17 protein-coding genes and 1 pseudogene are annotated in these 23823 nt (G+C 67.7%); 7 read left to right on the top strand and 11 right to left on the bottom strand.

What is annotated here, in order from left to right; translation table 11 throughout:
- Positions 1-454: 454 nt before the first annotated feature.
- A complete protein-coding gene (locus tag ACHMXB_RS00720) occupies positions 455-1102 on the top strand; it encodes a hypothetical protein (protein ID WP_395401880.1) in 648 nt (215 codons plus the stop codon).
- A gap of 28 nt (positions 1103-1130) precedes the next feature.
- On the opposite strand, the gene ACHMXB_RS00715 is transcribed toward ACHMXB_RS00720, so the two are convergent.
- Complete coding sequence (locus tag ACHMXB_RS00715) at positions 1131-2099, bottom strand: adenosine deaminase (protein ID WP_395405051.1); 969 nt, start codon at positions 2097-2099, stop codon at positions 1131-1133.
- Positions 2100-2284: 185 nt separating this feature from the next.
- On the opposite strand from ACHMXB_RS00715, the gene ACHMXB_RS00710 reads away from it, so the two are divergent.
- Together ACHMXB_RS00710 and ACHMXB_RS00705 are read left to right on the top strand one after the other, a co-directional pair.
- Positions 2285-4963, top strand: coding sequence for an ABC transporter (locus ACHMXB_RS00710; protein ID WP_395401878.1), 2679 nt, complete (start codon positions 2285-2287; stop codon positions 4961-4963).
- Positions 4964-5261: 298 nt separating this feature from the next.
- Positions 5262-5957, top strand: coding sequence for a transglycosylase family protein (locus ACHMXB_RS00705; protein ID WP_395401876.1), 696 nt, complete (start codon positions 5262-5264; stop codon positions 5955-5957).
- Positions 5958-6146: 189 nt separating this feature from the next.
- Here the strand turns inward: ACHMXB_RS00705 and ACHMXB_RS00700 are convergent, their stop codons facing one another.
- Positions 6147-6674, bottom strand: a complete 528-nt coding sequence (locus tag ACHMXB_RS00700) for a hypothetical protein (protein WP_395405049.1) — start codon at positions 6672-6674, stop codon at positions 6147-6149.
- Positions 6675-6939: 265 nt separating this feature from the next.
- Here ACHMXB_RS00700 and ACHMXB_RS00695 point away from each other — a divergent pair, with 265 nt between their 5' ends.
- The 3 genes and pseudogenes from ACHMXB_RS00695 (at position 6940) to ACHMXB_RS00685 (ending at position 11302) form a co-directional block, all read left to right on the top strand.
- Positions 6940-7920 (top strand): MSMEG_6728 family protein, encoded by a 981-nt coding sequence (locus tag ACHMXB_RS00695; RefSeq protein ID WP_395401874.1) that lies wholly within the window; start codon positions 6940-6942, stop codon positions 7918-7920.
- A gap of 8 nt (positions 7921-7928) precedes the next feature.
- A pseudogene (locus ACHMXB_RS00690) lies at positions 7929-8790 on the top strand (NAD-dependent epimerase/dehydratase family protein).
- A gap of 133 nt (positions 8791-8923) precedes the next feature.
- Entirely contained in the window at positions 8924-11302 is a 2379-nt protein-coding gene (locus ACHMXB_RS00685) for a DUF222 domain-containing protein (protein ID WP_395401872.1), read from the top strand.
- Between the two features lie 179 nt (positions 11303-11481).
- Here the strand turns inward: ACHMXB_RS00685 and ACHMXB_RS00680 are convergent, their stop codons facing one another.
- The 3 genes from ACHMXB_RS00680 to ACHMXB_RS00670 all read right to left on the bottom strand — a co-directional run bounded on the left by ACHMXB_RS00680 (position 11482) and on the right by ACHMXB_RS00670 (position 16670).
- Positions 11482-11802: a hypothetical protein gene (locus tag ACHMXB_RS00680; RefSeq protein ID WP_395401870.1), complete on the bottom strand. Its 321-nt coding sequence runs from the start codon at positions 11800-11802 to the stop codon at positions 11482-11484.
- A gap of 110 nt (positions 11803-11912) precedes the next feature.
- On the bottom strand, positions 11913-13835 hold the full coding sequence (locus ACHMXB_RS00675; RefSeq protein WP_395401868.1) for a gamma-glutamyltransferase family protein: 1923 nt from the start codon (positions 13833-13835) through the stop codon (positions 11913-11915).
- Between the two features lie 93 nt (positions 13836-13928).
- On the bottom strand, positions 13929-16670 hold the full coding sequence (locus ACHMXB_RS00670; protein ID WP_395401866.1) for a Tex family protein: 2742 nt from the start codon (positions 16668-16670) through the stop codon (positions 13929-13931).
- A 135-nt stretch (positions 16671-16805) separates the two neighbouring features.
- Here ACHMXB_RS00670 and ACHMXB_RS00665 point away from each other — a divergent pair, with 135 nt between their 5' ends.
- On the top strand, positions 16806-17102 hold the full coding sequence (locus tag ACHMXB_RS00665; RefSeq protein ID WP_395401864.1) for a hypothetical protein: 297 nt from the start codon (positions 16806-16808) through the stop codon (positions 17100-17102).
- On the opposite strand, the gene ACHMXB_RS00660 is transcribed toward ACHMXB_RS00665, so the two are convergent.
- From ACHMXB_RS00660 to dhaL, 6 genes are all read right to left on the bottom strand, one after another.
- Entirely contained in the window at positions 17099-17935 is an 837-nt protein-coding gene (locus ACHMXB_RS00660) for a triose-phosphate isomerase family protein (RefSeq protein ID WP_395401862.1), read from the bottom strand. The genes ACHMXB_RS00665 and ACHMXB_RS00660 overlap by 4 nt on opposite strands.
- A gap of 66 nt (positions 17936-18001) precedes the next feature.
- Entirely contained in the window at positions 18002-19405 is a 1404-nt protein-coding gene (locus ACHMXB_RS00655; RefSeq protein WP_395401860.1) for an MFS transporter, read from the bottom strand.
- 209 nt (positions 19406-19614) lie between these two features.
- Positions 19615-20382 carry an SDR family NAD(P)-dependent oxidoreductase gene (locus tag ACHMXB_RS00650; protein WP_395401858.1) on the bottom strand — a complete coding sequence of 256 codons (768 nt, stop codon included), beginning with the start codon at positions 20380-20382 and terminating at the stop codon, positions 19615-19617.
- Between the two features lie 166 nt (positions 20383-20548).
- Positions 20549-21517 carry a 3-hydroxyacyl-CoA dehydrogenase family protein gene (locus tag ACHMXB_RS00645; RefSeq protein WP_395401856.1) on the bottom strand — a complete coding sequence of 323 codons (969 nt, stop codon included), beginning with the start codon at positions 21515-21517 and terminating at the stop codon, positions 20549-20551.
- 2 nt (positions 21518-21519) lie between these two features.
- The gene (locus ACHMXB_RS00640; protein WP_395401854.1) at positions 21520-22002 is read right to left on the bottom strand and encodes a ribose-5-phosphate isomerase; all 483 of its coding nucleotides are present in this window, start codon (positions 22000-22002) and stop codon (positions 21520-21522) included.
- Entirely contained in the window at positions 21999-23774 is a 1776-nt protein-coding gene (dhaL, locus tag ACHMXB_RS00635; protein ID WP_395401852.1) for a dihydroxyacetone kinase subunit DhaL, read from the bottom strand. Before dhaL ends, ACHMXB_RS00640 begins: the two co-directional genes overlap by 4 nt.
- Positions 23775-23823: the final 49 nt, after the last annotated feature.

Genomic DNA, 23823 nt, shown 5'->3' with positions numbered 1-23823 from the left:
GCCCGCGGCACCTCGCCCGCGGTCCTGCCTCCCTCACAGGACTAGCAGTTATGGAAGGTGGCTGCAAGCAATTGGCCTCCTGACGCCGGCTCGGCGGCCGTAACGATGCAATGCCCGCTAGCGCGCCAACGCGGAACGGGCGGACAATTGGTGCACCTGCAGGAACTGTTTGGAGCCGACATGCGCCGACGGATGGGCTGGCTAAAACACCACAGGCTTCCGGCATTCTTTGTCCTGGCCTACGCAATTTCCTGGCCTCGTGGCCTGCCTACGCGGCCGGGCTGATGCCACGCATGGAGTTCCTCTCGGTGGGTCCGCTTGCCCGCTCGGCCGCCGCCGTCGGGCGATTCCCGTTCCAAATGCGTCCCAGGTGAACGACGGCGGGTGGCCGGCACCGGGCGAACGGCGCCGCTCGCAGTCACAAAGGAGCATTCCCATCCATTCAGGAGGAAAAATGTCCTCACCGCTAACCAGGGCCGCCGGTCCCATCGCCCTCGTGTCCGGCCTCGTCTTCGCCGCCGTGGACGTGGCCCGCCTGCTCGCGGCCGACAGGAGCCTCGACCGAATCGAGATGATGAGGCAGGCGCCCTTCCAGGTGACGAACGCCCTGTACTGGGTGGCCTTCATCCCTCTCACCCTCGCTCTGGTGTCCGTCTACTTCAGGTTCGCTAACCGGGCCGGCGGACTGGGCGCCGTCGCCTTCTGCTTCGCGCTGGCGGGCACCCTGGACATGGCCGGCAACATGTGGTTCGACGGCTTCGCTGGCCCCTGGATTACCGACGTCGCCCCGGGCGCGATCCTCGCTGGAGGGTCCGGAATGCTGGCCGTGGGCGCGCTGTCCAGCTACATCCTCTTCGCCCTGGGCTGGATGTTTTTTGGCATCGCCGGCTGGCGCTCAGGCATGTTCCCCGCGTGGATCGGCGTCGCGTTCGTGGTCGCCGGCTTGCTTGGCTACAACGCAGGGCTGCCGCCTTACGGGATCCCCATCGGGCTGGTCATGGCGGCGCTGGGCTGGTGGATCATCCGGACGGGCGCCCCGGCAGTGGCTGCCAGTGACCCGGCAATAGACGGCCGGACGGCGAGCGCCCCACCCGAGGCTTAGCCCGCCCGAGCCGTAACCCGCCCGGACCTTAGCCCGACAGCTCGGCCAGCAGCTCGTGTTTCCGCTCCTCGCTGGCGAAGGACGACCGGATAGAGTTCGCGGCAAGCCTGACCCGGTCGAATTCGGACAGGCCCAGTACCGACTCCAGCTGGGCGAAGTTGCTGTCCACGTAGCCGCCGAAGTACGCCGGATCGTCCGAGTTCACGCTGACGTTGAGCCCGGCGGCCAGCATCGCCGGCAGCGGGTGCGCGGCCAGCATGTCCACGGCGCGAAGCCGGACGTTCGACAGCGGACACACCGTCAGCGGCACATGCTCGTCGACGAGCCGCTCCACGAGGTCCGGGTCCTCCATGCACCGGATCCCGTGGTCGATCCGCTCCACGCCCAGGACGTCGAGCGCTTCCACGATGTACGACGGCGGCCCCTCCTCCCCCGCGTGCGCTATCTTCCGCAGGCCTGCTTCGCCGGCCCGGGCAAACAGCCGCGTGAATTTCGACGGCGGGTTGCCCACCTCTGCGGAATCCAGGCCGATGCCGGCGATCGGCGCGTTCATCGCCAGCAGCCCCTCAAGGACTTCCAGCGCCGAGTCCTCGGACAGGTCCCGCAGGAAGGCGGCGATCAGCAGCGTCGAGATGCCGAACTCCTCCTCCGAAGTAGCGAGCACCGAGGAAACGCCGTTCACGCATGTCTCCAGGGGCACGCCACGCGAGAGGTGCGCCTGCGGATCCATCATGATTTCCGCGTGCCGCACCCCGGCCGCCGCAGCGCGCTCCAGGTAGGCCCGGGTCATGTCCGCGAAGTCCTGCTCGGTCCGCAGCACGGCCATATTGGCGTAGTACAGGTCGAGGAACGACTGCAGGTCCGTGAACTCATACCGGCTTCGCAGCTCGTCCAGGTCAGCGTAGGGCAGCTCGATCCCGTTCCGCTCAGCGAACGCAAAGATCAGTTCCGGCTCCAGCGTCCCCTCGATGTGCAGGTGGAGCTCCGCCAAAGGCATCGGTGCCGAGGCCGCCACCAGCTCCTCTTCATCGGAGGGCACAGTTTCACCCGAAGGCCCCGTTTGCTCTGAAAGTGCAGTTTCACCTGAAAGAGCAGTGCGATCGATCGGTTCGGCGGCAACGTCGTTAGTGTTCACCCCGACAGAATAGTCCCCGGACCGGCTATGCCCGTAGAGTCGAACAGATGCGGACTGAAGAGTATGCTGACCCCTTGGCCGATCTGGACTGGAGCCTGGAAGCCGGCACCGGCGCCCACCATGCTGCTGACGGCTTCGTCCGGGTGCGCGGCGCGCGCGAGAACAACCTTCGCAACGTGGACGTGGCCGTCCCGCGCGACGCGATCGTCGCCTTCACCGGCGTCTCGGGGTCGGGCAAGTCCTCCTTGGCGTTCGGCACGATTTACGCCGAAGCCCAGCGCCGGTACTTCGAGTCCGTGGCGCCGTACGCCCGCCGCCTCATCCAGCAGGGCCACAATCCCAAGGTGGAGATGATCACGGGGCTGCCCCCCGCCGTCGCGCTTCAACAGCGCCGCGGCACCCCCAGCAGCCGTTCCACGGTGGGGACGGTGACCACGCTCTCCAACTCGCTGCGCATGCTTTTCTCGCGTGCCGGCAGTTACCCGGCCGGTGCCAGGCCGCTGGACTCGGACGCCTTCTCGCCCAACACGGCCGCCGGGGCATGCCTCGAGTGCCACGGCCTCGGCGTGGCGCACACCGTCACCGAAGCGACCCTGGTCCCGGACCCGTCGCTGAGCATCCGGGAGGGTGCGATCGCCGCGTGGCCGACGGCGTGGCAGGGCAAGAACTTGCGCGACATCCTCACCCACCTGGGCTACGACGTCGACATCCCTTGGCGGGAGCTGCCCAGGAAGGACCGCGACTGGATCCTTTTCACCGACGAGCAGCCGGTGGTGGAAATCACGCCGCAGCGCGACCGGGTGGCCAAGCCGTACAAGGGCAAGTTCTGGAGTGCCAAGAGCCATGTGATGCACACCCTGGCCGATTCCAAGAGCAACACAATGCGCGAACGGGTGCTCCGCTTCATGGAAACCGGCCCCTGCCGGCGGTGCAGCGGAAGCGGACTCACGCCGGAGGCCCTGGCCGTGACCTTCGCCGGCAGGACCATCGCCGAACTCAACGCGGTGCCGATGGCCGAACTGGCTGACATCATCCGGCCAACGAGCGAGCTGAAGGAGGCCGGAACCGCGTCCCGCAAGCTGTCCTCCGGCGAAGGCAACGAGGTGGCCGTGGCCATCACGCGTGACCTCCTCCAGCGGATTACGGTCCTGCTGGATCTGGGGCTCGGCTACCTTGCCCTGGGCCGCTCGACGCCCACCCTCTCACCGGGCGAAATGCAGCGTCTCCGGATCGCCACGCAGCTCCGCTCGGGGCTGTTCGGTGTGGTGTATGTGCTGGACGAGCCGTCTGCCGGCCTGCACCCTGCCGACGCCGAGCCCCTCCTGGCGGTGCTGGAGCAGCTCAAGTCGTCGGGCAACTCCGTGTTCGTGGTGGAGCACAACATGGACATCGTCCGCCGCGCCGACTGGCTCGTGGATGTGGGGCCGAGGGCGGGAGAAGACGGCGGCGAAGTTCTGTACAGCGGGCCGGTGGCCGGTCTCGCGGCCGTCGAGGCTTCCGTGACGCGCCCGTTCCTCGTTCGGGACGGTTCCAGGGGCGGCGTTGACGACTGCGGTGCCGACGACGGCGGTACCACCGGCGGCGGTGACCGTACCGGCGGACGCGGTGCGGACGACACTGAACCTGACAGCAGCGACCGTGCCGGCCGCCGTCGGGAGCCCGGCGCTTGGCTGGAACTGAAGGACATCTCCCGCCACAACCTTCGCGGCCTCGACGCGGCGTTCCCGTTGCAGGTCCTGACAGCGGTCACCGGAGTGTCCGGATCGGGCAAGTCGACGCTGGTCAGCCATGTCCTGGCCGAAGTGGTCGGATCCGAACTGCACGGTGATGCGGGCACGGATTCCGTGGAAACCACCGAAGACCAGCCCGTGGCGGACATCGACCCTGGCGCCCCGCTGAGTGTAGGCACCGTGACCGGGCTGCACCACGTGGACCGGCTCGTGACGGTGGACCAGAAACCGATCGGCCGAACGCCCAGGTCCAATTTGGCCACCTACACCGGGCTCTTCGACGCCGTGCGCAAGGAGTTCGCCGCCACGGACGAAGCCCGGGCGCGGGGATACGGGGCCGGACGGTTCTCCTTCAACGTGGCGGGCGGGCGCTGCGAGACCTGCCAGGGCGAGGGATTCGTCGCCGTCGAACTGCTCTTCCTGCCCGGCAGCTACGGTCCGTGCCCGGAATGCTGCGGTTCCCGCTACAACCCTGAAACCCTGGAAATCACCTACCGCGGCAAGACGGTGGCCGACGTCCTGGGCCTGACCGTGGACGCGGCAGCGGACTTCCTGCAGGACGTTCCAGCCGCCGCCCGCAGCCTGCAGACGCTCCGGGAAGTTGGTCTGGGCTACCTGCGGCTCGGGCAGCCCGCCACCGAACTGTCCGGCGGCGAGGCCCAGCGCATCAAACTCGCCACCGAACTGCAGCGCGCACGCCGCGGCCACACACTGTACCTGCTGGACGAGCCCACCACCGGGCTGCATCCGGCGGACGTCCGGCTCCTCATGGCCCAGCTGCAGCGCCTTGTGGACGCGGGGAACACGGTGGTCGTGGTGGAGCACGAAATGGACGTGGTGGCGGAAGCGGACTGGGTGATAGATCTCGGACCTGCCGGCGGGGACGCCGGTGGACAGATCGTCGCCTCGGGAACGCCCGCCGCCGTCGCCAGTTCACCGGACAGCCGGACGGCGCCGTACCTGGCTTCCGCCCTCAATTCCGCATCCGCGGGGTAAAAGCCGGGCGGCCTCACGGCGCCGGTTCCGACGGGCGTGGGCCCTCCAACTGCCGGGTTGGAGTGCCCTTAAACTGGTTGACTGTCAATAAAGATCTCGATTTGATAACAGCGCGCGACACCTCTAGGGTGGGACACATGCCCGCGCGACGCGGGCCCAAGAATGCCCGGTGCCGCCACCACCAGTTACTGCCCGGCCGGCGGATACCGAAATGACCTCTAGTTCGTCAGGGGCGGGCAGTAGCGCGACAACGTCCGGGGACGGACCGAGCGCGGGTGGCCTCAGGAGCATCCCAATAATGAAAAAGTCGACACTCAGTACTGCCGCGCGCCGTGGAGTCACCCTGGCCGCCGTTTCCGCAGCAACCTTGGCGCTCTCCGCCACGGCCGCCAACGCGGCAGCGCCTACCGCCAGCACCTCCACCTGGGACGCCCTCGCCCAGTGTGAGAGCGGCGGCAACTGGTCCACCAACACCGGCAACGGCTTCTCCGGCGGCCTGCAGTTCACGCCGCAGACCTGGGCTGCCTTCGGCGGAACCGGCTCCCCCCAGGGCGCCTCCCGCGCGCAGCAGATCGCCGTAGCCGAAAAGGTCCAGGCCAGCCAAGGCTGGGGCGCATGGCCCGCCTGCTCCGCCAAGCTGGGACTGAACGGCGGCGGTGGCGCTCCTGCACCGCAGATCCTGCCCCAGAGCGCGCCGGTCCAGGCTGCACCCGCCCAGGCTGCGGTTCAGACGGCTCCGGTCCAGACGGCTCCCGTGGCACAGGCCCCGGTGGCCGCCGAAGTTCCGGTCCAGGCACCGGTCGAGGCCCGCCACGCTGCCCCCGTCGCCGTGAGCGGCCAGACCTACACCGTCCAGGAAGGCGACACCCTGAGCAAGATCGCTCAGAAGCTGGGCATCCAGGGCGGCTGGCAGCAGCTCGCTGACGCCAACACCGACACCATCAGCGACCCGGACCTCGTGTTCGTGGGCCAGGTCCTGCAGCTGCCTGCCTAATCCGGCTGGTCAGGCCGCTTAGCGGCACTGCATTAAAGCTCGAGGCCGGTCGGTCCCTTTCCAGGGGCCGTCCGGTTTCGTTTTTGTACGGCTCCACCAACGACGACGCCGGGCGCCCCCTGAGTGGGGACGCCCGGCGTCGTAATCGATCGCCTACAGCGCGACCGCTGGAAGCGTCTATATTCAGCCTTAGGCCGCGGCGGGGAGTTCCCGGACGATGCGCACCTTCCAGGCGGCGTCGTCGCTGGTGTCAAGGAGGGCGACGGTACCCGACGCGAGGTGCAGGGCAACCCGCTTGGCGTGCAGCAGCTCAAGGTAGAGGTGCTCGTTGACGCGGGCAGGGCTGTCGACGACGAACTTCACAGCGTCCCGCACCTTGCGGTAGTTGTCGCTGCGTTCGCGGTGCAGGTGCAGTTCGAGCTCGTGGCGCTGCTTGAGGCGCGGTTCGTGCTTGTTCAGCCAGTTCACGGCAGCGTGGACACCGATGACCAGCGCCAGCGAGACGGCGTAGATCCACCAGCCCGTCGACATCAGGAAGAGCGGCAGGTTGGCGACGGCCACCACTGCGATGAAAACACGGAGGGCGACCAGCCGGCGCAGGGTCAGCGCAACGGAAGCAAGCGCAGTGCGGAAACGGTGCTGGTCCTTGCGCGCAGCGGCCGGATCAAGCGTAAACTCGTCCAGAACGAGGATCCCGTTCGCGTCGGCGCCGAGCATCTGGCCGTACTTCGGAACGAACGGCTGAGGCTCCTGTGACGCGTGTGAATTCGCTGCCGCGGCGGCGGAGGACAGGGGCGCGGGGGACGTAAGAGTCATGAGTTGGCTTCCAGACGCTGGTGAGGTTTCGGACATCCTAGTGGATTAATAAACCTTCCGTATGCATAGGTCCACAATGTGAACACCCGGCAGTCCATTTTGACGGCTGACTGTGCTGCCCGGCACTTCAATTGGCACATGGCGCCAAGGACGGCAGACTGAAGGGATGCAAACCTTCCTTCCGTATCCCGATTTCCAGCAAAGCGCGGCCGCGCTGGACACGCCCCGGCTGGGCAAACAGCGCGTAGAAGCGCTGCAGACACTCCGCGCGCTGGTCATCCCGGAATACGGATGGCAGTCACACCCCGCCATCCGGATGTGGATGGGGCACGTTCCCGCACTGACCCTGTATGGCCTGGCCATGGTGGACGAGTGGACCAAGCGTGGTTTCGCCGATAACACCCGGGACAACATCCGCGAATTTGCCCCGCAGGCTGCGCACCCTGACTACGCAGCCAAGATCCTGCTTCCGCCGTGGCTCGGCGACCCCGAGTTGCACCTGAGCCACCGTTCCAACCTGATCCGCAAGGACCCTCGGTTCTACGAAGAGGTCTTCCCCGGCACCGAGCACGGCCTGGAGTACGTCTGGCCGGAGCCCCGGCACGAGTTCCTGCCGGAGGATCCCGAGGGCGAGGTTCTCTGGATCCTTCGCGAGCACGTCGGCCACGGCAACCCCGAGCGGCTGGACAAGGTTGGGCTTCCTGCCGTCGGGCGGGCGGCTTCCGCTACTGGCGCCGGCGGTGGTTCGGGTGCGTCCGGCGAAGGTGCCGGTGCTTCCGGCGATGACTCGGGCGCTACCGGGGAATCCGGCGACGACTACCAGTTCGTCTACAAGGAGGAAACGTCGCGCCGGCCAGCCAAGGCGGCCAAGAAGGCTCCGGCCAAGCCGCTGGTCAAGAAGCCGTCCCGTAAGCGGCAGCGCCAGGAGGCAGCCTTCTCGACGCTTCCCGGAAAATCGCCGGTGGCCGTACCGTTCGACGGCGGCAGCAGGTTCGCCGTCGGAATGGTCGTAGGCCGTCCCATCACGCTCGACGACGGGCGCTTCGGCCGCAACTTCCAGCTCACCGACATCATCGACCGGTCAGAGTTCGACTACCCCGCGTTGCTGCAGGACCCCCGCGTCTTCTTCCCGGTCCCGGCCCTCTGAGCGCGGCTATGACTATCCTTCTTGCCGGCTGCGGTGACCTCGGCACCGAGGCGGGCCTGCGGTTCGCCGCAGCGGGGCACCGAGTGGTGGGCTGGCGTCGCTCACCGGACAAGCTGCCGGCCGAGATCCAGGGCGCCGCTGCAGACCTAAGCACCCCCCGAACTGCCGCCTGTCCCGGCGGACGCCACCGCCGTCGTCATTGCTGTGGCAGCGGATGCGCCTACGGAGGAGGCATACCGAAGCGCGTACCTGAACGGTGTGGCGCACGTGCTCGACGCTCTTGAGCGCGACCGCGTCACGCCCGAACGCGTCCTCTTCGTCTCGTCCACGGCCGTGCATGGCGACGCCGGAGGCGGCTGGATCGATGAAAACACGACGCCGGAACCCGCGGGATTCTCCGGCCGCATCATGCGAGAGGCCGAGGAGCTCCTGCTGAAGCGGTTTGATGGAACCAGAACCTCACCTGTCGTGCTCAGGCTTGGCGGCATCTACGGTCCGGGCCGCACCAGGCTCATCGACCAGGTTCGGGCCGGCACCGCCGTCATTCCGGACCAGCCGCGCTACTCGAACCGCATCCATCGCGATGACGCCGCCGGTGCCATCGTGCAGTTGTGCACCATGGCTGCTGTGCCGTCGCCGGTCTATCTCGGCGTGGACAACGATCCAGCCGAATTGGGCGACGTTCTGCGTTTCCTGGCAGCTGAGTTGGGGTTGGACGTCCCACCGACGGGTTCCCTGGGTGATGCCCGCGGCGGGAACAAGCGGTGCAGCAACGCGCTGCTTCGGGAAACAGGGCTTTCGTTCAAGTACCCAACCTTCCGTGAGGGCTACCGCGACATTCTGGCCGGGGTGGGCGCGCGCCACCCCTGATTCGATGAACGGCCGGGCGAGATGCGGCCGGTACGGGCGGGGGTCCAAAAGTTTTTCAAAAACTTTTCACTATTCGGCCTCAGTGACCCCGATCACTCCTAAAAATGTCAGACCTCGTTGAGATAGTTTTCCTATGGAAGCCATTGGGGAGCAGGGAGCGGATACAGCGGCCGGGACTGACGTCTCCGGTTTCAGCGCCGCAGCCCTGATGCGCGGCCGCGGGCTTCACAGCATTCCATCCGCCGGTTCCCTTAGCGGCAGCCCGATACTTTCTGACGCTCCAGCAAGCGGAACGTCCGACGGCGGTGCTGCCGCCGGCTTTGACGCTACCAACCGCTTCGGGGCCGGGCTGGCGTCCGCCGTCAACGCTCCCGCAGCCGCCGGTTTCCCCACGCTTGGCTCGGTAACCCTTGGCTCGCAAACGCCCGGCCCGGTATCAACTGACCTGGCAGCTACTGAGCTGGGGTCCCCAGCGCCGGCGACTCCTAAGTTGAAGGCGGCGCTGGCGCTGCTGGACTCCGCCACCGGCTCGGCGCCGGAGGAGTTGGCCGAAGCAAACTTCCTCCAAGCGGCCGATTTCGCAGAGCTCAGCGAGGAGCTCTCCCGCCGTGTCGAGTACCTCCAGCTGCAGGCTGCCGCCGCGGTGGACCGGACGCGGACCGAGGCGATCAACGCCGCTGAGGCCTCCCGTCGCGCGGCCGGCTGGACCACAGGCTGGGGCACCGGACCCGAACTCGCTGCAGCTACCGTCGCCAGCTCCGCCACGGACGAAGCCGACACAGCTGGACCGCCGGTCCCTGCCTCTGCGGTGGCTTGGTCCCCGGCCGATGACGGGGCCCACAACACCGCCGAGTTCCTCCGCACCCGGCTCCGGATCAGCACCCCCGAAGCCCGACGCCGACTCGCCCTCGCCAACGCCACCCTCCCCCGCACCGGACTCGCCGGCCGCGCCATGCCACCGGAACGCGAAGAAACCGCCGCAGCCCTCACCGCCGGGACCATCTCCTCCCGCGCCGGAACCATCATCACCACCGCCCTGGACAAAGTCCGCCACATCCCCGACCCCGGCCTGATCGCCGACATGGAACACAACCTCACCCAAACCGCGATCGAAAACGACCACGACTTCCTCACCCGCATCGCCCACCGCTGGATCGACGCGCTCGACCAGGACGGCACCGAACCGTCCGAAGAAAACCTCCGCCACCGCCAAGGCGTCTTCCTCCACCACAAACGCGGCGGCCTCCACCACCTCGAAATCCGCGCCACCACCGACCAATACGAAGTCCTCACCACCGTCATGAACACCGCCACCAACCCCCGCACCGCCACACCCAACACCACCAACTGCGGGAGTGACGGCAGCGATGAGCGCACCAACCCTGGCAACGGCAGTGACAGTGACAGTGACAACGACAACGACAACGGCAAGGGCAAGGGCAAGGGCAAGGACAACGCTGCCAACAGTGACAGCGCCGCTGTCGACCTGGACCAGGCGTTCAACGCCCCCGCCCCGGAACCGGACCTGGACCGCCGCACCCTCGCCCAACAACGCCTCGACGGCCTCGTCGGCGCTTCCAAGGCAGCCCTCGCCGCCGGTACCCTGCCCATCACCGGAGGACTCCGCCCCCAAGTCATGGTCACCATCAACCACCGGGACCTGCTCAACAGCATCGAAACCGCAGCCACCCAAGGCCCCCGCTACAACAGAAACCAACCCAACCCCCGGCAAGCAGGCAACCCCCGGCGAACGCCCGCCCCTTGGCAGGCCGCCATCAATCCGCCAACAGGCCCGGGCACCTGGCAGAGCAGCGACACGGAACCACCGGCTGATGCCAGCCCGGATACGCGGCAGACCACCATCGACCGGCCGACGGGCACAGACGCCTGGCAGGCCAGCGGTCCCGAACTCCTACCAGGCACCTGGCAGACAAGCGAACCCGGCGAGGACGCCGGCACAGACGCCCGACAGACCAGCGAAGTCGGCGCCCTGACGGGCAACCGGCCCGTCACCACCTTTCCCGGCATCAACTGGTCAGACACCGACCTCTTCGCCACGCGCCTCCCCGGCGCCCCCGCAGGCGGTCCTATCGGCAGCGGGACCTTCACCTACACCGGCCCCGTCACCGCCTCCACCATCCGCAAAATCGCCTGCGACGCCGACATCATCCCCGTCCTCCTCGGCTCCGAAGGACGCATCCTCGACATCGGCCGCACCACCCGCATCTTCCCGCCCCACATCCGCAAAGCACTCAACGCCCGCGACCAAGGCTGCGCCTTCCCCAACTGCACCATCCCCGCCTCCTGGTGCGAAGCCCACCACATCACCTACTGGTCCAGAGGCGGACCCACCAGCACCGACAACGGCGTCCTCCTCTGCACCCACCACCACCATCTGATCCACAAAGAACAGTGGAAAATCCACGTCAACAACGGAATCCCCTGGTTCATACCCCCGCCCCACATCGACCCACGCCAACAACCCCGACAAAACCACCACCACAAAACGTGAAGGTAGGGGGCGCCGCGGTGCCCAGCCGCGAAGTCGGTTTCTGTCAACGGCCTCCAAGACATGCAGCGCGGTGATACGCCGGTACTGGGTGGGTTCACCAACTTCGGACCCAAAACCAGAAGCGCCCAGCCCCCTCAATTCGGGACCAGGCGCTTCCGGTGAAACGAGACCTACGTTCGCTACGCGTCCTGCCAGCCGCTGCCTTCGGTGAAGGTGGCTACGAGAGTTCCCACGCCGGCCTGCAGCGAATTCGAGGGGTCCTCGTACAGGGACGCCTCTGTCGCACGGCTATGGGTGATGAGCTGCTCGGCTTCAAGCTTCGCCTCAGGCACGGTGGCGCCGATGATTCCGGTGCGCGCGGGAAGCTCCGGGGTGTGGACTACCACGGCGTTGGTCTCCGAGAGCGGGATAGTGGTCCCCGGACGAATCTCATCGTGCGGAAACTCGAATTCGGCGTCGTCAGGGGCAGCGGGAATCGTGTACTCCAGGAAGTAGTTCATGACCCCAGCCTTGCAGATAACCGCCACGCCAGAAACCCCGCCCCGCCGCCAGCGCACACGAATGTTTCACCGCCCCTTCACGGGATCGCTAGCGAAAGACCCCTCCGCTCCTACCGGCCCGCCGCGTATCCCTGTGCACCCCGAGGGTTAGCGGCGGCCTGCAACACACCGGTCCCGGGATCACGCACGACGGCGGACAGTCGTCCCAGCGTCCAGTCGCCTGCCCTGGTGATCCGGTGTCCCCGCCGTTCGAGCCCGGCGATGACGTCAGCTCCCAATCGATCCTCGACGACAGCACCGCCCGGCTCCCAGGTGCGCGGCCAGAAGGATCCGGGCATCGAGGTCGTGTGGAACGCCGGCGCATCGATGGCCTGTTGCGGCGAGTAACCGCCGACGATGGTCCGTAGCAGGTACAGCAACTGCCACTGGTCCTGTTGGTCTCCCCCGGGCGAGCCGAGCGCGGAAACAGGAACTCCATCGCGCAGCACCAGTGTCGGCGTCAGCGTGGTCCGCGGCCGCTTGCCCGGCGTCAACGTCGACGGCGTCCCGGGCTCAAGCCACGTCATCTGCAACCGCGTGCCCAGGCAGAACCCGAGCTCCGGAATCGCCGGCGACGACTGCAGCCAACCGCCGGACGGCGTGGCCGAGACCATGTTGCCCCAGCGGTCCACAACGTCGATGTGGCACGTGTCGCCGCGGGTTTTCCCGTTGGACGCCACGCTCAGTTCACCGCGGGTAGGTTCGCCGATCGTGGGTTCGCCCACGCCGGCGGCGGCAGCCGCGGAACCTGCGCGCCCGGGAACGGCACGACCTCCCCAAGCGGGCGACCCGCCGTCGTCATCCGACAGTGCAGGCGGGACGTACTCGGTCCGGAGCGTGGGAACGTACGGCTCATGCCCGGGAACGGAGCCCGGACGGAACTCGTGCGACGCATCTTCCGTAATCAGCTCCCGCCGCGACGCCGCGTACTCCTCCGACAACAAATAACCGAGTGGAACACCAGCGTCGCCGTAGTACGCCTCGCGGTCCGCCAGCGCGAGCTTCTGGGCCTCCAGGATGGTGTGGGCTCCCAGCTCGGTGGAGGGGTCGAGACGATCGTCATCGAAGCCGGCCAGGATCGCGAGCGTCTGCAGCAGTGCCGGGCCCTGTCCCCACGGGCCGGTCTTGGCGATGGTGTGCCCGCGGAACTCGAACGTGGCCGCGTCCTCATACGACGCGCGGAAGCCGGCCATGTCCGCCATCGTCATGACGCCGCTGTGGTCGGTCCCGGACGAGTGGCGGTGCGGTGTTCGGACGCTTTCGGCCACAGCGCGGGCCACGAAGCCCTCGCCCCATTCCCTGCGGGCAGCGTCGATACGCTCCTCCCGCGTGTGCGCCGGCGCTGCGGCGAATGCCTCGCCAAGCCCAGCACCGGCCTGGACCAGTTTCTGGAGGGTGCGGGCAAGCGCCGGATTCCGGACCAGCTCGCCCTCCTCCGGGATGCGCCCCTCCGGCATCCACAGCTCGGCAGACGTGGGCCAGTGCTCCCGGAACAGCTCCGAAACTGCCGAAATCGTGCTGCAGACGCGTGCCAGCACCGGGTGGCCGTCGCGGGCGTACCTGATGGCGAAATCCAAAACTTCCGCCAGTTCCCACGTTCCGTGGTCCCTCAGGAGCAACAGCCAGGCGTCGACGGCGCCGGGAACGGCCGCAGCCAGCGCACCTGAACCGGGCACCAGTTCCAGGCCTTCCGCACGGAAGTGCTGAACGGTCGCTCCCGCCGGAGCCGGGCCCTGCCCCATCAGGACGACTGGTTTCCCGGGCTCCTCCGCTGTGCTGAAGACGCCGGTCATGTCGCCCCCGGGCCCGTTGAGGTGTGGTTCCACCACATGCAGCACGAACGCGGCGGCGGTGGCAGCGTCGAACGCGTTGCCACCCCGCTCCAGCACTGCCTGCGCAGTGCCGGTAGCGAGCCAGTGGGTCGTGGCGGACATGCCGAACGTGCCCTGCAGCGTAGGACGGGTGGTAAAAGTCTCCGGCCTCGTAAAACTCATAGGGGCTACTGTAGTCACCCGCTTCCGGCGCTTCCGGGATACGGCGCCCTCGACACGCTCCCCCGGGCGGGGTCCTGCTTGCCTCGATTAGCCCTATTTACCCAGGCCAGCCCGCCGCAGAGCCTCGGCCATGGCGGTGTCCGCCTCGGCCCGCCGTTGGCCGGACTGCTGCGGCTGCCGCTTTCCGCGGTTGCGGTCTGCCGCAGCCTGGCCCGAATCCGTCCCCTGGCGTGCCCCTGGCTTTCCGCCGCCCTGACCCGGAGTGGCCGACCGGTTCCGGCCGCCGTCGCGATTGCCGCCACCGGACCCGCGGCCACTTTCCCTGCCGCCGTCCCTGTTGCTGCCCGCCGACCGTTCGACGGCGCGGCCGCCCTCCCGAGCTCGGTCGCCACCGCCGCGTTCCCCACCTGAGCGTCCCCCAACCGGGCGTCCCCCGGCGGACCGTTCACCGGCAGCGGCCGGTTCGTCGTCGAGCCTCAGCGTGAGGGAAATGCGCTTCCGCTCCGGATCAGCCTCAAGAACCTTCACCCGGACCACCTGGCCGGACTTGACCACCTCGCGCGGGTCGGCCACGAACCTGTTGGCGAGGGCGGACACGTGAACCAGCCCGTCCTGGTGAACCCCCACGTCCACGAACGCGCCGAACGCGGCCACGTTGGTGACGGTTCCTTCCAGGATCATGCCCGGCTTGAGGTCGGAGATCTTCTCGACGCCCTCCGAGAACGCTGCCGCCTTGAACGCCGGGCGCGGATCGCGTCCCGGCTTCTCGAGTTCGGCGATAATGTCGCGCACCGTGGGGAGCCCGAACGAGCCGTCCACAAAATCAGCAGGATTCAGCCGCCCGGCATCCGCCAATGGAGCAAGACCCGCAGCGCTTCCGGAAGCACCGGAGCCGCGGGAGGCACCGGCCGCAGTCAGGATCTTCCGCGCCACCGAGTACGCCTCGGGGTGCACGCTGGAGGCATCCAGTGGCTCCGCTCCCCCGGTGATCCGCAGGAAGCCTGCGCACTGTTCGAACGCCTTGGCGCCCAGCCGCGGGACCTTCTTCAGGTCGCTGCGCTTTGCGAACGGACCATTCTCATTGCGGTACGCCACGATATTCTCGCTCAGCAGCGGTCCGACGCCGGCCACCCGGCTCAGCAGTGCCGGCGACGCCGTGTTCACGTCCACACCCACGGCGTTCACGCAGTCCTCCACCACGGCATCCAGGCTGCGGTCCAGCTTCGCGGCGGTCACATCGTGCTGGTACTGCCCCACGCCGATCGACTTCGGATCGATCTTCACCAGCTCGGCCAGCGGGTCCTGCAACCGGCGGGCGATGGACACCGCCCCGCGCAGGGACACGTCCATGCCGGGCAGCTCGGCGGCGGCCAGGGCGGACGCGGAGTACACCGACGCACCCGCCTCGGACACCACGAGCTTCTGCGGCGCCGCCGCACCAGTTCCCGCAGCACCTGACCCAGCACCAGACCCGGAGCCGGCTGCCGCGGAGAGCTGCTTGATCAGCTCAGCCGCGAGCTTGTCCGTTTCCCGGGAAGCGGTTCCGTTGCCAATGGCCACGAGTTCGACGGCGTGCTGCCGCGCCAAGCGGATCAGCGTCGCCAGGGCTTCGTCCCACTTGCGCGCCGGAGCGTGCGGGTAGACGGTGTCCGTGGCCACCACCTTGCCGGTTCCGTCAACCACCGCCACCTTCACGCCCGTGCGCAGCCCGGGGTCCAGGCCAAGGGTGGAGCGGTTTCCGGCGGGCGCGGCCAGCAGCACGTCGCGGAGGTTGGCGGCGAAAACGCGCACGGCCTCGTCCTCCGCGGCGGCGAACATCCGTCCCCGCAGGTCGGCCGTCAGCCGCGCCAGCACCCGGGAACGCCACGCCACCTGCGCGGTCTGGAGCAGCCACGAGTCGGCGGGCCGGCCACGGTCGGCGACGCCGAGGAACCGGGCCACGGCGGATTCGTAACGGGTGCGCGCGGCGGCGAGGGCGTCGTCGTCGGACGGTTCCGCCTCGGCAAGATCCAGCTCGAGCACGCCGTCCTTCTCACCGCGCAGCAGCGCCAGCACGCGGTGCGACGGCATTCCCGACGGCGCCTGCGAAAACTCGAAGTAATCCGCGAACTTCTGCCCCTCCGTTTCCTTGCCCTTCTTCACCCGGGACACCATCCGGCCCTGCGTCCACAGCCGCTCGCGCAGGTTCTCTGCAAGGTCGGCGTCCTGGGCCACGCGCTCCACGAGGATGGCGCGGGCGCCGGCGAGCGCCGCAGCGGCGTCGTCGACGGCGTGCTCGGCGTTCAGGTACTTGGCTGCCTCGCGCTCGGGGTCAAGCTCGGGGCGCTTGAGCAGTGCGTCCGCGAGCGGTTCCAGTCCGGCCTCGCGGGCAATCTGCGCCTTGGTGCGCCGCTTGGACTTGAAGGGCAGGTAGATGTCCTCGAGGCGGGACTTCGTATCGGCGGCCACGACGGCGGCCTGCAGTTCCGGGGTGAGCTTCCCCTGTGCGGCGATCGCCTCCAGGACAGCACGACGGCGGTCCTCGAGCTCGCGGAGGTAGCGCAGGCGCTCGTCAAGCTCGCGGAGCTGGCCGTCGTCGAGCGTCCCGGTGGCTTCCTTCCGGTAGCGGGCGATGAACGGAACCGTTGACCCGCCGTCGAGCAGGTCCACGGCGGCCTTCACCTGCCAGGCCTTCACGCCGAGTTCGGCGGCGATCTGCTCCGCTATACGGGCGGCAACATCGCTGGCGGCAGGGCCGCCGACCGGCCCGGGTGCAGGGACGTCCTTTGGCTTTGTCCCGGCGGCGGAGGCGGGGGTGGGCGAGGGCGTGGCGGGGTGCTGCGGCTGTTGGGTCACCAGAACATTTTGCCCTACGTGCCCGGAACCGGGAGATCACGGGCCCGGCGACGGAGCAAACCGCACTACCCACAACCGCCCTTAAGTGATGTAGTGACTTTATGCATTGGGGGTCATCGACTGAGGCGGCGCATCATGCAGGAATTGCTCATCATTCTTCAGGACGGCTTCAACGAGGATGAGGTCGCCATCACGGTCAACGGCAAGGAGGCCCGGTACGACCGCGATGTCACCACCCGGGAACTGTTGGGCATGGCCGAGGAAGTCTCCATTGAACTGCCAGCAAAAGGCGCAACGGTGGGGGTCGAAGTCACCAGCCGCAATCTCAGCGCGGAAATGAAACTCCACGGCAGGCCACGGAGCCTCCTGGTGTCCATCGAGGACGGCGAACTCGTGCTCAGCGAAGGGACGGGCCGCGAGGCATTCCTCTAGCCTGCCTCCGCCAGCGACAATGCTTCGTCCAGCACTTTTCCGAAGTTCGCGGCGTCGTGCGCGAACCGGCCGAGGAACAGCCCGGACACACCGTTCAGTGTTGGCAGCAGGCCGGGTTTCGCCGAGCCTCCGTAGATGACGGGAAGGTGCTGCAGCCCGTGGGCACCGAGCAGCTCCCGCAAAACACGGACGACGGCGGACACGTACTCCGCGCTGGCAGGCTCGGCGGCGCCGATGGCCCAGACGGGTTCATAGGCGATGACCAGCCGGGCGGCCAGGTCCCAGTCCCCGCCGACCGCGGCCTCGATCTGTCCGTAGACGAACCGGGCGGCGCCTTCCGCACCGCCCGTACTGCCGGCGTCGGCTGCTCCGGTTTTCGAGGTGGCCTCCGGGCCGAGCGACTCCTCCCCGACGCACAGCAGCGGGGTGACGCCGGCGTCGTCGGCCGCCCTGACCTTGAGCGCGATCATGGCGTCGTCCTCACCGAAGTGCCGCCGCCGCTCGGCGTGCCCGATTTCCACGAGTCCCACGCACAGCTCGGCCAGCAGCGACGGCGAGAGTTCGCCCGTCCACGGACCGTCGGCCCAGCCGCAGTTCTGGGCGCCCAGGACCAGCGGCGACCCGGCTATGATCTCCCCTGCTGCTGGAAGCATCGGAAAGGACGGGATCACGAACGGGACCACCCGCCCGGCCGCGAGGGCCGGGCGGGCGTCCACCTGTTGGCGCAGTTCATCCAGCCAGCGCAGGCTGTCCCGGTAGCCGAGGTACATCTTGGTGCTGACGCCGACGAATATCGTGCCGGGGTCTTTGATGGCCTGGCTGAGCTGGGTCACGGGATTTCCTGCCTTTGCTGGGGTTACTCGGCGCCGATATTGCTGCGCGCCTGTGCGCGCTGCTGACTACTTTTCCAGCAGTGCCTGATCTTTGGCAGTGCCAGCCGTTCCGGTGGCGCTGGTATCGAGCAGGTCGTCAGCCTTGTTCTTGAACTTCCGGGTCCCGATCATCATGACCGCGGCAAGGAACGGCAGCACACCGAGTGCGTAGACGCCCATGGTGCCGGTGTCCGAGGCGGTCACCTGGTTGACAGTGGTCCGCAGGATCGGGGCCACGAAGCCGCCCAGGTTGCCCAGCGAGTTGATGAGACCGATGCCAGCCGCCGCGGCAGTTCCGGTGAGGAACGCCGTCGGATACGACCAGGCGATGGGGCCGATGGAGAGGAAGCTGCACACCGCGAGCGTGATGAACACGATTCCCAGGGCGGGGAGGTGGTTGGCACCGGCCCAGGCGGAACCGAAGATGCACAGACCGGTGGAGATGAACAGCCCGGTGCCCCAGACGCGGCGGCGGATCACGGTGTTGGCGGCCTTGCCGATGAAGTAGCAGGCGAAGATGCCGAAGAACCACGGGATGGCGGCCATGAGTCCGACGGCGAGACCCACCTTCTGTCCGGTCAGCTGCGCCACCTGCTGCGGCAGGTAGAAGGTGACGCCGTAAACGGCGATCTGGAGGCAGAAGTAGATGACCGTGAAGTACCAGACCTTGCCGTTCTTCATCGCGGCGAGCACACCGCGCGGACCGGTCTCTTCCTTGACGGTGTCTTCCAGGGCCATGACGTCCAGCAGCGCCTTCTTCTCGTCCTTGTTGAGGAACTTGGCGTCCTGCGGGCTGTTGATCAGGAAGAAGAAGGAGGCGATGCCGGCCAGCACTGCGAGCATGCCCTCAACGAAGAACATGACCTGCCAGCCCTGGACGCCGGGAACCTGGTCGCCAATGTTGATCAGCCAGCCGGACAGCGGGGCGCCCATCATCTGGGAGAACGGCTGTGCCAGGTAGAAGATGGCGAACATCTTGACGCGGACCTTGTTCGGGAACCAGGCGGCGAGGAACATGATGACGCCCGGGAAGAGCCCGGCCTCGGTCACGCCCAGCAGGAAGCGCAGGATCACGAAGGAGGTCTCATCCTGCACGAAGGCGAAGCAGGCGGAGACGATGCCCCAGGTGACGGCGATGCGTGCCAGCCACACCTTGGCGCCGAACTTGGTCAGGAGCAGGTTGCTGGGGATTTCGAACAGGGCGTAGCCGATGAAGAAGATGCCGGCGCCGAGCGCGTAGGCACCGGCGCTGATGCCCTTGTCCGCTTCGAGGGCGGCCTCGGCAAAGCCCACGTTGGTGCGGTCCAGGAAGGCCACAACGTACAGGATGACGAGCATCGGCATGAGCCGGAAGGATGCCTTGGAGATGGCCGATTTGAGGACCGGCGAGTCCAGCAGCTCCTTCGTGGTGGATGGTTTGGTGACAGTCATTCAAACTCCTCTTTGAGCAAAAGTGAGCAAATCCGGGCAGAGCGAACGGGCCGGTTCCGGAAGGAACTGGTTCCGGTAATGCAGGTTGATGGTTCGAAAGTCTTAGAGCGACAAGGCGATGAGCAGTACGCCCGCCAGGCTGGCGAGGGCGCCGATGGCGAGGTAAATCTTGCGTTCCCGGGTCCAGGAGCGAAGCATGGCTGTCCTTCCTAGTGCATGTAGAGGCCGCCATCCACATTCAGCGTCTGGCCGGAGATGTATCCGGCGTCTTCGCTGATGAGGAAGGCGATGGCTGCGGCGATGTCACGCGTGGACCCGACGCGGTTGACCACGAGGTCCCGGACCAGTTCGTCCTTGCGTTCCTGGCTGAGGGTGCCGCCCATGATGTCGGTGTCGATGGGACCGGGCGAGATGGCGTTGACCGTGATGTCGTACTCGCCCAGTTCGCGGGCCGTGGAGCGGGTCAGTCCGATCACACCGGCCTTCGCCACGGAATACGGGGTCTTGGAGAACGTCCCGCCGCCGCGCTGGGCGGAAACGGAGGAAATGTTCACGATGCGGCCGATCCGGTTCTTCGCCATGGATTCGGCGACGCGGCGGGTGGCGTAGTGGACGCCGTTGAGGTTGATGTTGAGCACGCGGTCCCACTCGGCGGCGTCGAGTTCCAGGTACGGAACAGGCGAGCTGACGCCGGCAACGTTGGCAAGGGCCACGATCTGCGGGAGCTCCGCCTCGATGGAGTCGATGGCCGCCCGGACCGATGCCTCGTCCGCGACGTTCGCGCCCACGCCGTGCGCCTTCACGCCGTACTGGCTGGCGATGTCCTTGGCCGTGGCCTGGCAGAGGGCGTCGTCGAGGTCGATGATGCCGATGTTCCAGCCCTGCTCTGCCAGGTAGTTGGCTGTGGCCCGGCCGATGCCGCGTTCCGAGACGGCGCCGGTGACGATGGCCGTGCGCTCGGACGGAAAAGTGCTCATGGATGTGTTCCTAAGTCGTTGGTGGACTGAGTCGTTTGCGCGGCGGTGTCCCGCCGCAGCCCGGGTGAAATGGGCAGCACAACATGAGGGCAGCTGCCCGGGGGCAGCGCCCACCTGCCGTGGTACGTAGTTGAATGGCGCTAGTTGACCGGCGCCCGGTTGCGAATTAGTTGATCGGCGCCGGGCCGAGTTCCTCGATGAGCTTCTGCATGGCGACGTAGGCCTTGTTGCGGTAGGCGATCAGCTCGGGCGTGCGCTCTGCCGGGACGTTCAGGAAGCCTGCGCCGGTCTTGGTGCCCAGTTTGCCCGCCTCCACGAGGTCCGTGAGGATCTTGGGGGTGGCGAAGCGCTCCGGGAAGTCGGTCTGCAGCGACTTGTAGCAGAAGTTGTAGACGTCCAGGCCGGCCATGTCGGCGATGGCGAAGGGGCCGAAGAACGGCAGCCGGAAGCCGAAGGTGGTGCGGACCAGGGTGTCCACGTCCTCCGCCGTCGCGATGCCCTGTTCCACCAACTGCGCGGCTTCGTGGAAGAGCGCGTACTGCAGGCGGTTCAGCACGAAGCCGGTGACGTCCTTGACCACGGCCGTCTCCTTGTGGGCGGAGTGGACCAGGTCGCGGACGGCGCCAACCGTCTCTGTGGACGTGCCCTCGTGCGGGATGATCTCGACGCCGGGGATGAACGGCGACGGGTTGGAGAAGTGCACGCCGAGGAAGCGCTCCGGGTTGGCGACCGGCCGCGACAGCTCCGCGATGGAGATCGTGGAGGTGTTGGAGCCGATGATGGCGTCCGGGCGGGCGGCGGCGCTGATACGGGCCAGGGTCTCGTGCTTGATGGCGATGATCTCGGGCACTGCCTCCTCGATGAAGTCGGCGTCTGCCACCGCTTCCTCGATGTCCTTGGCGGCCCAAAGGTTCTGCTTCAGGATCTCGGTGGATCCTTCCGGGAACAGCCCGTCGGCCACGAACTGGTCGGACTCGGTGAGCAGTCGCTCGTAGTTCTTCTGAGCCACCTCAGCGGACACATCAGCGAGGGCAACGCGGGCCCCGCCGAGGGCCAGGACCTGGGCGATGCCGCCGCCCATGTAGCCGGATCCGACGACGGCGAACTTGCGTGAGCTGGTGGGTGTTTCGGTCATGTTCAGTCGGCCTTCGTGTAGTCGGGTTCGTACGAGCAGATGGCGTCCACCTTCGCGGCGGAGGAGGAGTTTTCGTCGAAGCGGTGCTCCAGCCATTCGCCCACCAGCTTCTTAGCGAGTTCCAGCCCGATCACGCGCTGGCCCATGGTGAGGACCTGGGCGTTGTTGCTGAGGACGGAGCGTTCCACCGAGTAGCTGTCGTGCGCGGTGACGGCGCGGATGCCGGGGACCTTGTTGGCGGCGATGGCCACGCCGAGGCCGGTGCCGCAGATCAGGAGCGCGCGGTCCGCTTCGCCGTCGGCCACCTTGCGGGCGGCGGCGACGGCCAGGTGCGGGTACGCGGTGGAGTCGTTGGCCGCGACGCCAATGTCCTCGACGGAGGCAACACGGGGGTCCGCCTCCAAGAGGGCCTTCAGTGCTTCCTTGTATTCGACGCCGGCCTCATCGTTGCCGATGACAATGCGCCAGCCTTCCGTGTTGCTCATTCCGTTGCTCCTTTTCCGGCCGTCGAGGCCATGGGGGACGCGGCCGGTGTGGAGTCGGCTGCATCAGATGCGAGGTAGGTGGCCACACGCTCGGCAATCAGTCCGAACGAGACTGCGCCGGGGTCCGGGTGGCCGAGGCTCTTTTCCGCCAGTGGGCGGGCGCGGCCCTTGAGCGGGCGAAGGTCCGCGGTCCGGCGGGCTGCTTCGTTCGCCGCGGCAGCGGCGGTGGCGAGGGCGCCGCTGAGGGAGGCCCCGCCGTCGGACGCTTCTTTGAACGCGTCCCGGAACGGCAGGAGCGCGTCCACCATGGTCTTGTCCCCCGGCTCCGCCTTGCCGAGTTCGGTGATGGCGTTGCTGAAGGCGGACACGGCGGCCGTTGCGTCCCCGGCGGCGTACGAATCGCGGTTGCCCAGCGCGAGGCCGGCGGCCATGACTGCGGTTCCCCACAGCGCGCCCGACGTTCCGCCTGCGCGCTCGCTCCAGGCCTCGCCTGCGGCCGTGAGCACGCGTTCAGCCGAGGCTCCGGCTGCTGCGTTCTGCTCGCCGGCGGCGGCAGCGGCGTCAACGCCGCGGCGCATGCCAATGCCGTGGTCGCCGTCGCCGGCAATCGCGTCCAGGTCGCCTAGTTCCGCTTCATGTTCGACGACGACGTCCCGCACCTGGGCGAGGACGGCGGCTGCCAGCCTGCCCAGATTGGCGGACGCCACGGTTGCCTTTTCGGTGTCCTCGGCGGCCGTGTCTTCGGCACGGGAGAGTTCGCGGCGGGCGCGCGGCGCCGTGTTGCCCTTGCGGTAGGCAGGGGTATCGGCGGGCGCGGCCCAGAACTGCTCGAGTTCGTCGTCGAGCCACAGCAGCGTGAGCGAGAGCCCGGACATGTCCAGGCTGGTGACCAGTTCGCCGCACTCCGGTTCCACGATGGTCAGGTTGGCGGCGTTGAGGAGCTTTTCGATCTTGCCGAAGAGAAGGAACAGCTCGTCGTACTTGACCGTGCCCAGGCCGTTGACGATGGCCACCACGCGGCTGCCGGCGTCGTCGGGCTTGTCCTCGAGCAGCCGGGACACCAGCAGTTCAGCGAGCTCGGACGCCGTGGGCATCGGGTGCTCGGAGATGCCCGGTTCGCCGTGGATGCCCAGCCCCAGCGACATTTGCCCGGCCGGGACGTGGAACAGCGGCTCGGATGCCCCGGGCAGAGTGCAGCCGTCGAAGGCGACGCCCAGTGAGCGCGTGCGGTGGTTCGTTTTGATGGCGAGGCGCTCCACCTCGTCCAGGCTCAGGCCCGCTTCGGCCGCGGCGCCGGCGATCTTGAAGACCGTCAGGTCGCCGGCGATGCCGCGGCGCTTCTCGATCTGGTCCAGCGGGGCACTGGCGATGTCGTCCGTGACCAGAACGGTACGCGTCTCGATGCCCTCGGCATTGAGCCGGAGCTGCGCCTGGCCGAAGTGCAGCACGTCACCGGCGTAGTTGCCGTAGCTCAGCAGTATGCCGCCGCCGGCATTGGCGGCCTTGGCCACGCGGTAAACCTGGCCGGCGGCCGGCGAGGCGAACATGTTGCCGCACGCGGAGCCGGAGGCAAGGCCGGGGCCCACCAGGCCGGCGAAGGCAGGGTAGTGGCCGGAGCCGCCGCCCACCACAAGGGCCACCTGGCCGGCGGGGATCTCGGTGGAGCGGACCACGCCGCCGTCCACGCGGGCAACATAGCCGCGGTTGGCGGCGACGAAGCCGTCCAGCGCCTCATCTGCGAAATCAGCGGGATTGTCGAAGATCTGGGTCATGGTTCCTCATTGAATCCGGGTTGGATGAACAGTTTCTGCTGGGTCTATT

Source organism: Arthrobacter sp. UC242_113, from assembly GCF_044054585.1.
GTDB lineage: Bacteria > Actinomycetota > Actinomycetes > Actinomycetales > Micrococcaceae > Arthrobacter.
The sequence above is the reverse complement of the archived record's forward strand: the minus strand, read 5'-3'. Positions and strand labels throughout refer to the sequence as shown.

Coding starts and splice junctions, on each gene's coding strand:
- dhaL (WP_395401852.1), bottom strand. CDS start 23,774: ATGACCCAGATCTTCGACAATCCCGCTGATTTCGCAGATGAGGCGCTG.
- ACHMXB_RS00715 (WP_395405051.1), bottom strand. CDS start 2,099: ATGCCTTTGGCGGAGCTCCACCTGCACATCGAGGGGACGCTGGAGCCG.
- ACHMXB_RS00720 (WP_395401880.1), top strand. CDS start 455: ATGTCCTCACCGCTAACCAGGGCCGCCGGTCCCATCGCCCTCGTGTCC.
- ACHMXB_RS00685 (WP_395401872.1), top strand. CDS start 8,924: ATGGAAGCCATTGGGGAGCAGGGAGCGGATACAGCGGCCGGGACTGAC.
- ACHMXB_RS00695 (WP_395401874.1), top strand. CDS start 6,940: ATGCAAACCTTCCTTCCGTATCCCGATTTCCAGCAAAGCGCGGCCGCG.
- ACHMXB_RS00705 (WP_395401876.1), top strand. CDS start 5,262: ATGAAAAAGTCGACACTCAGTACTGCCGCGCGCCGTGGAGTCACCCTG.
- ACHMXB_RS00665 (WP_395401864.1), top strand. CDS start 16,806: ATGCAGGAATTGCTCATCATTCTTCAGGACGGCTTCAACGAGGATGAG.
- ACHMXB_RS00645 (WP_395401856.1), bottom strand. CDS start 21,517: ATGACCGAAACACCCACCAGCTCACGCAAGTTCGCCGTCGTCGGATCC.
- ACHMXB_RS00680 (WP_395401870.1), bottom strand. CDS start 11,802: ATGAACTACTTCCTGGAGTACACGATTCCCGCTGCCCCTGACGACGCC.
- ACHMXB_RS00700 (WP_395405049.1), bottom strand. CDS start 6,674: ATGCTCGGCGCCGACGCGAACGGGATCCTCGTTCTGGACGAGTTTACG.
- ACHMXB_RS00710 (WP_395401878.1), top strand. CDS start 2,285: ATGCGGACTGAAGAGTATGCTGACCCCTTGGCCGATCTGGACTGGAGC.
- ACHMXB_RS00655 (WP_395401860.1), bottom strand. CDS start 19,405: ATGACTGTCACCAAACCATCCACCACGAAGGAGCTGCTGGACTCGCCG.
- ACHMXB_RS00640 (WP_395401854.1), bottom strand. CDS start 22,002: ATGAGCAACACGGAAGGCTGGCGCATTGTCATCGGCAACGATGAGGCC.
- ACHMXB_RS00675 (WP_395401868.1), bottom strand. CDS start 13,835: ATGAGTTTTACGAGGCCGGAGACTTTTACCACCCGTCCTACGCTGCAG.
- ACHMXB_RS00650 (WP_395401858.1), bottom strand. CDS start 20,382: ATGAGCACTTTTCCGTCCGAGCGCACGGCCATCGTCACCGGCGCCGTC.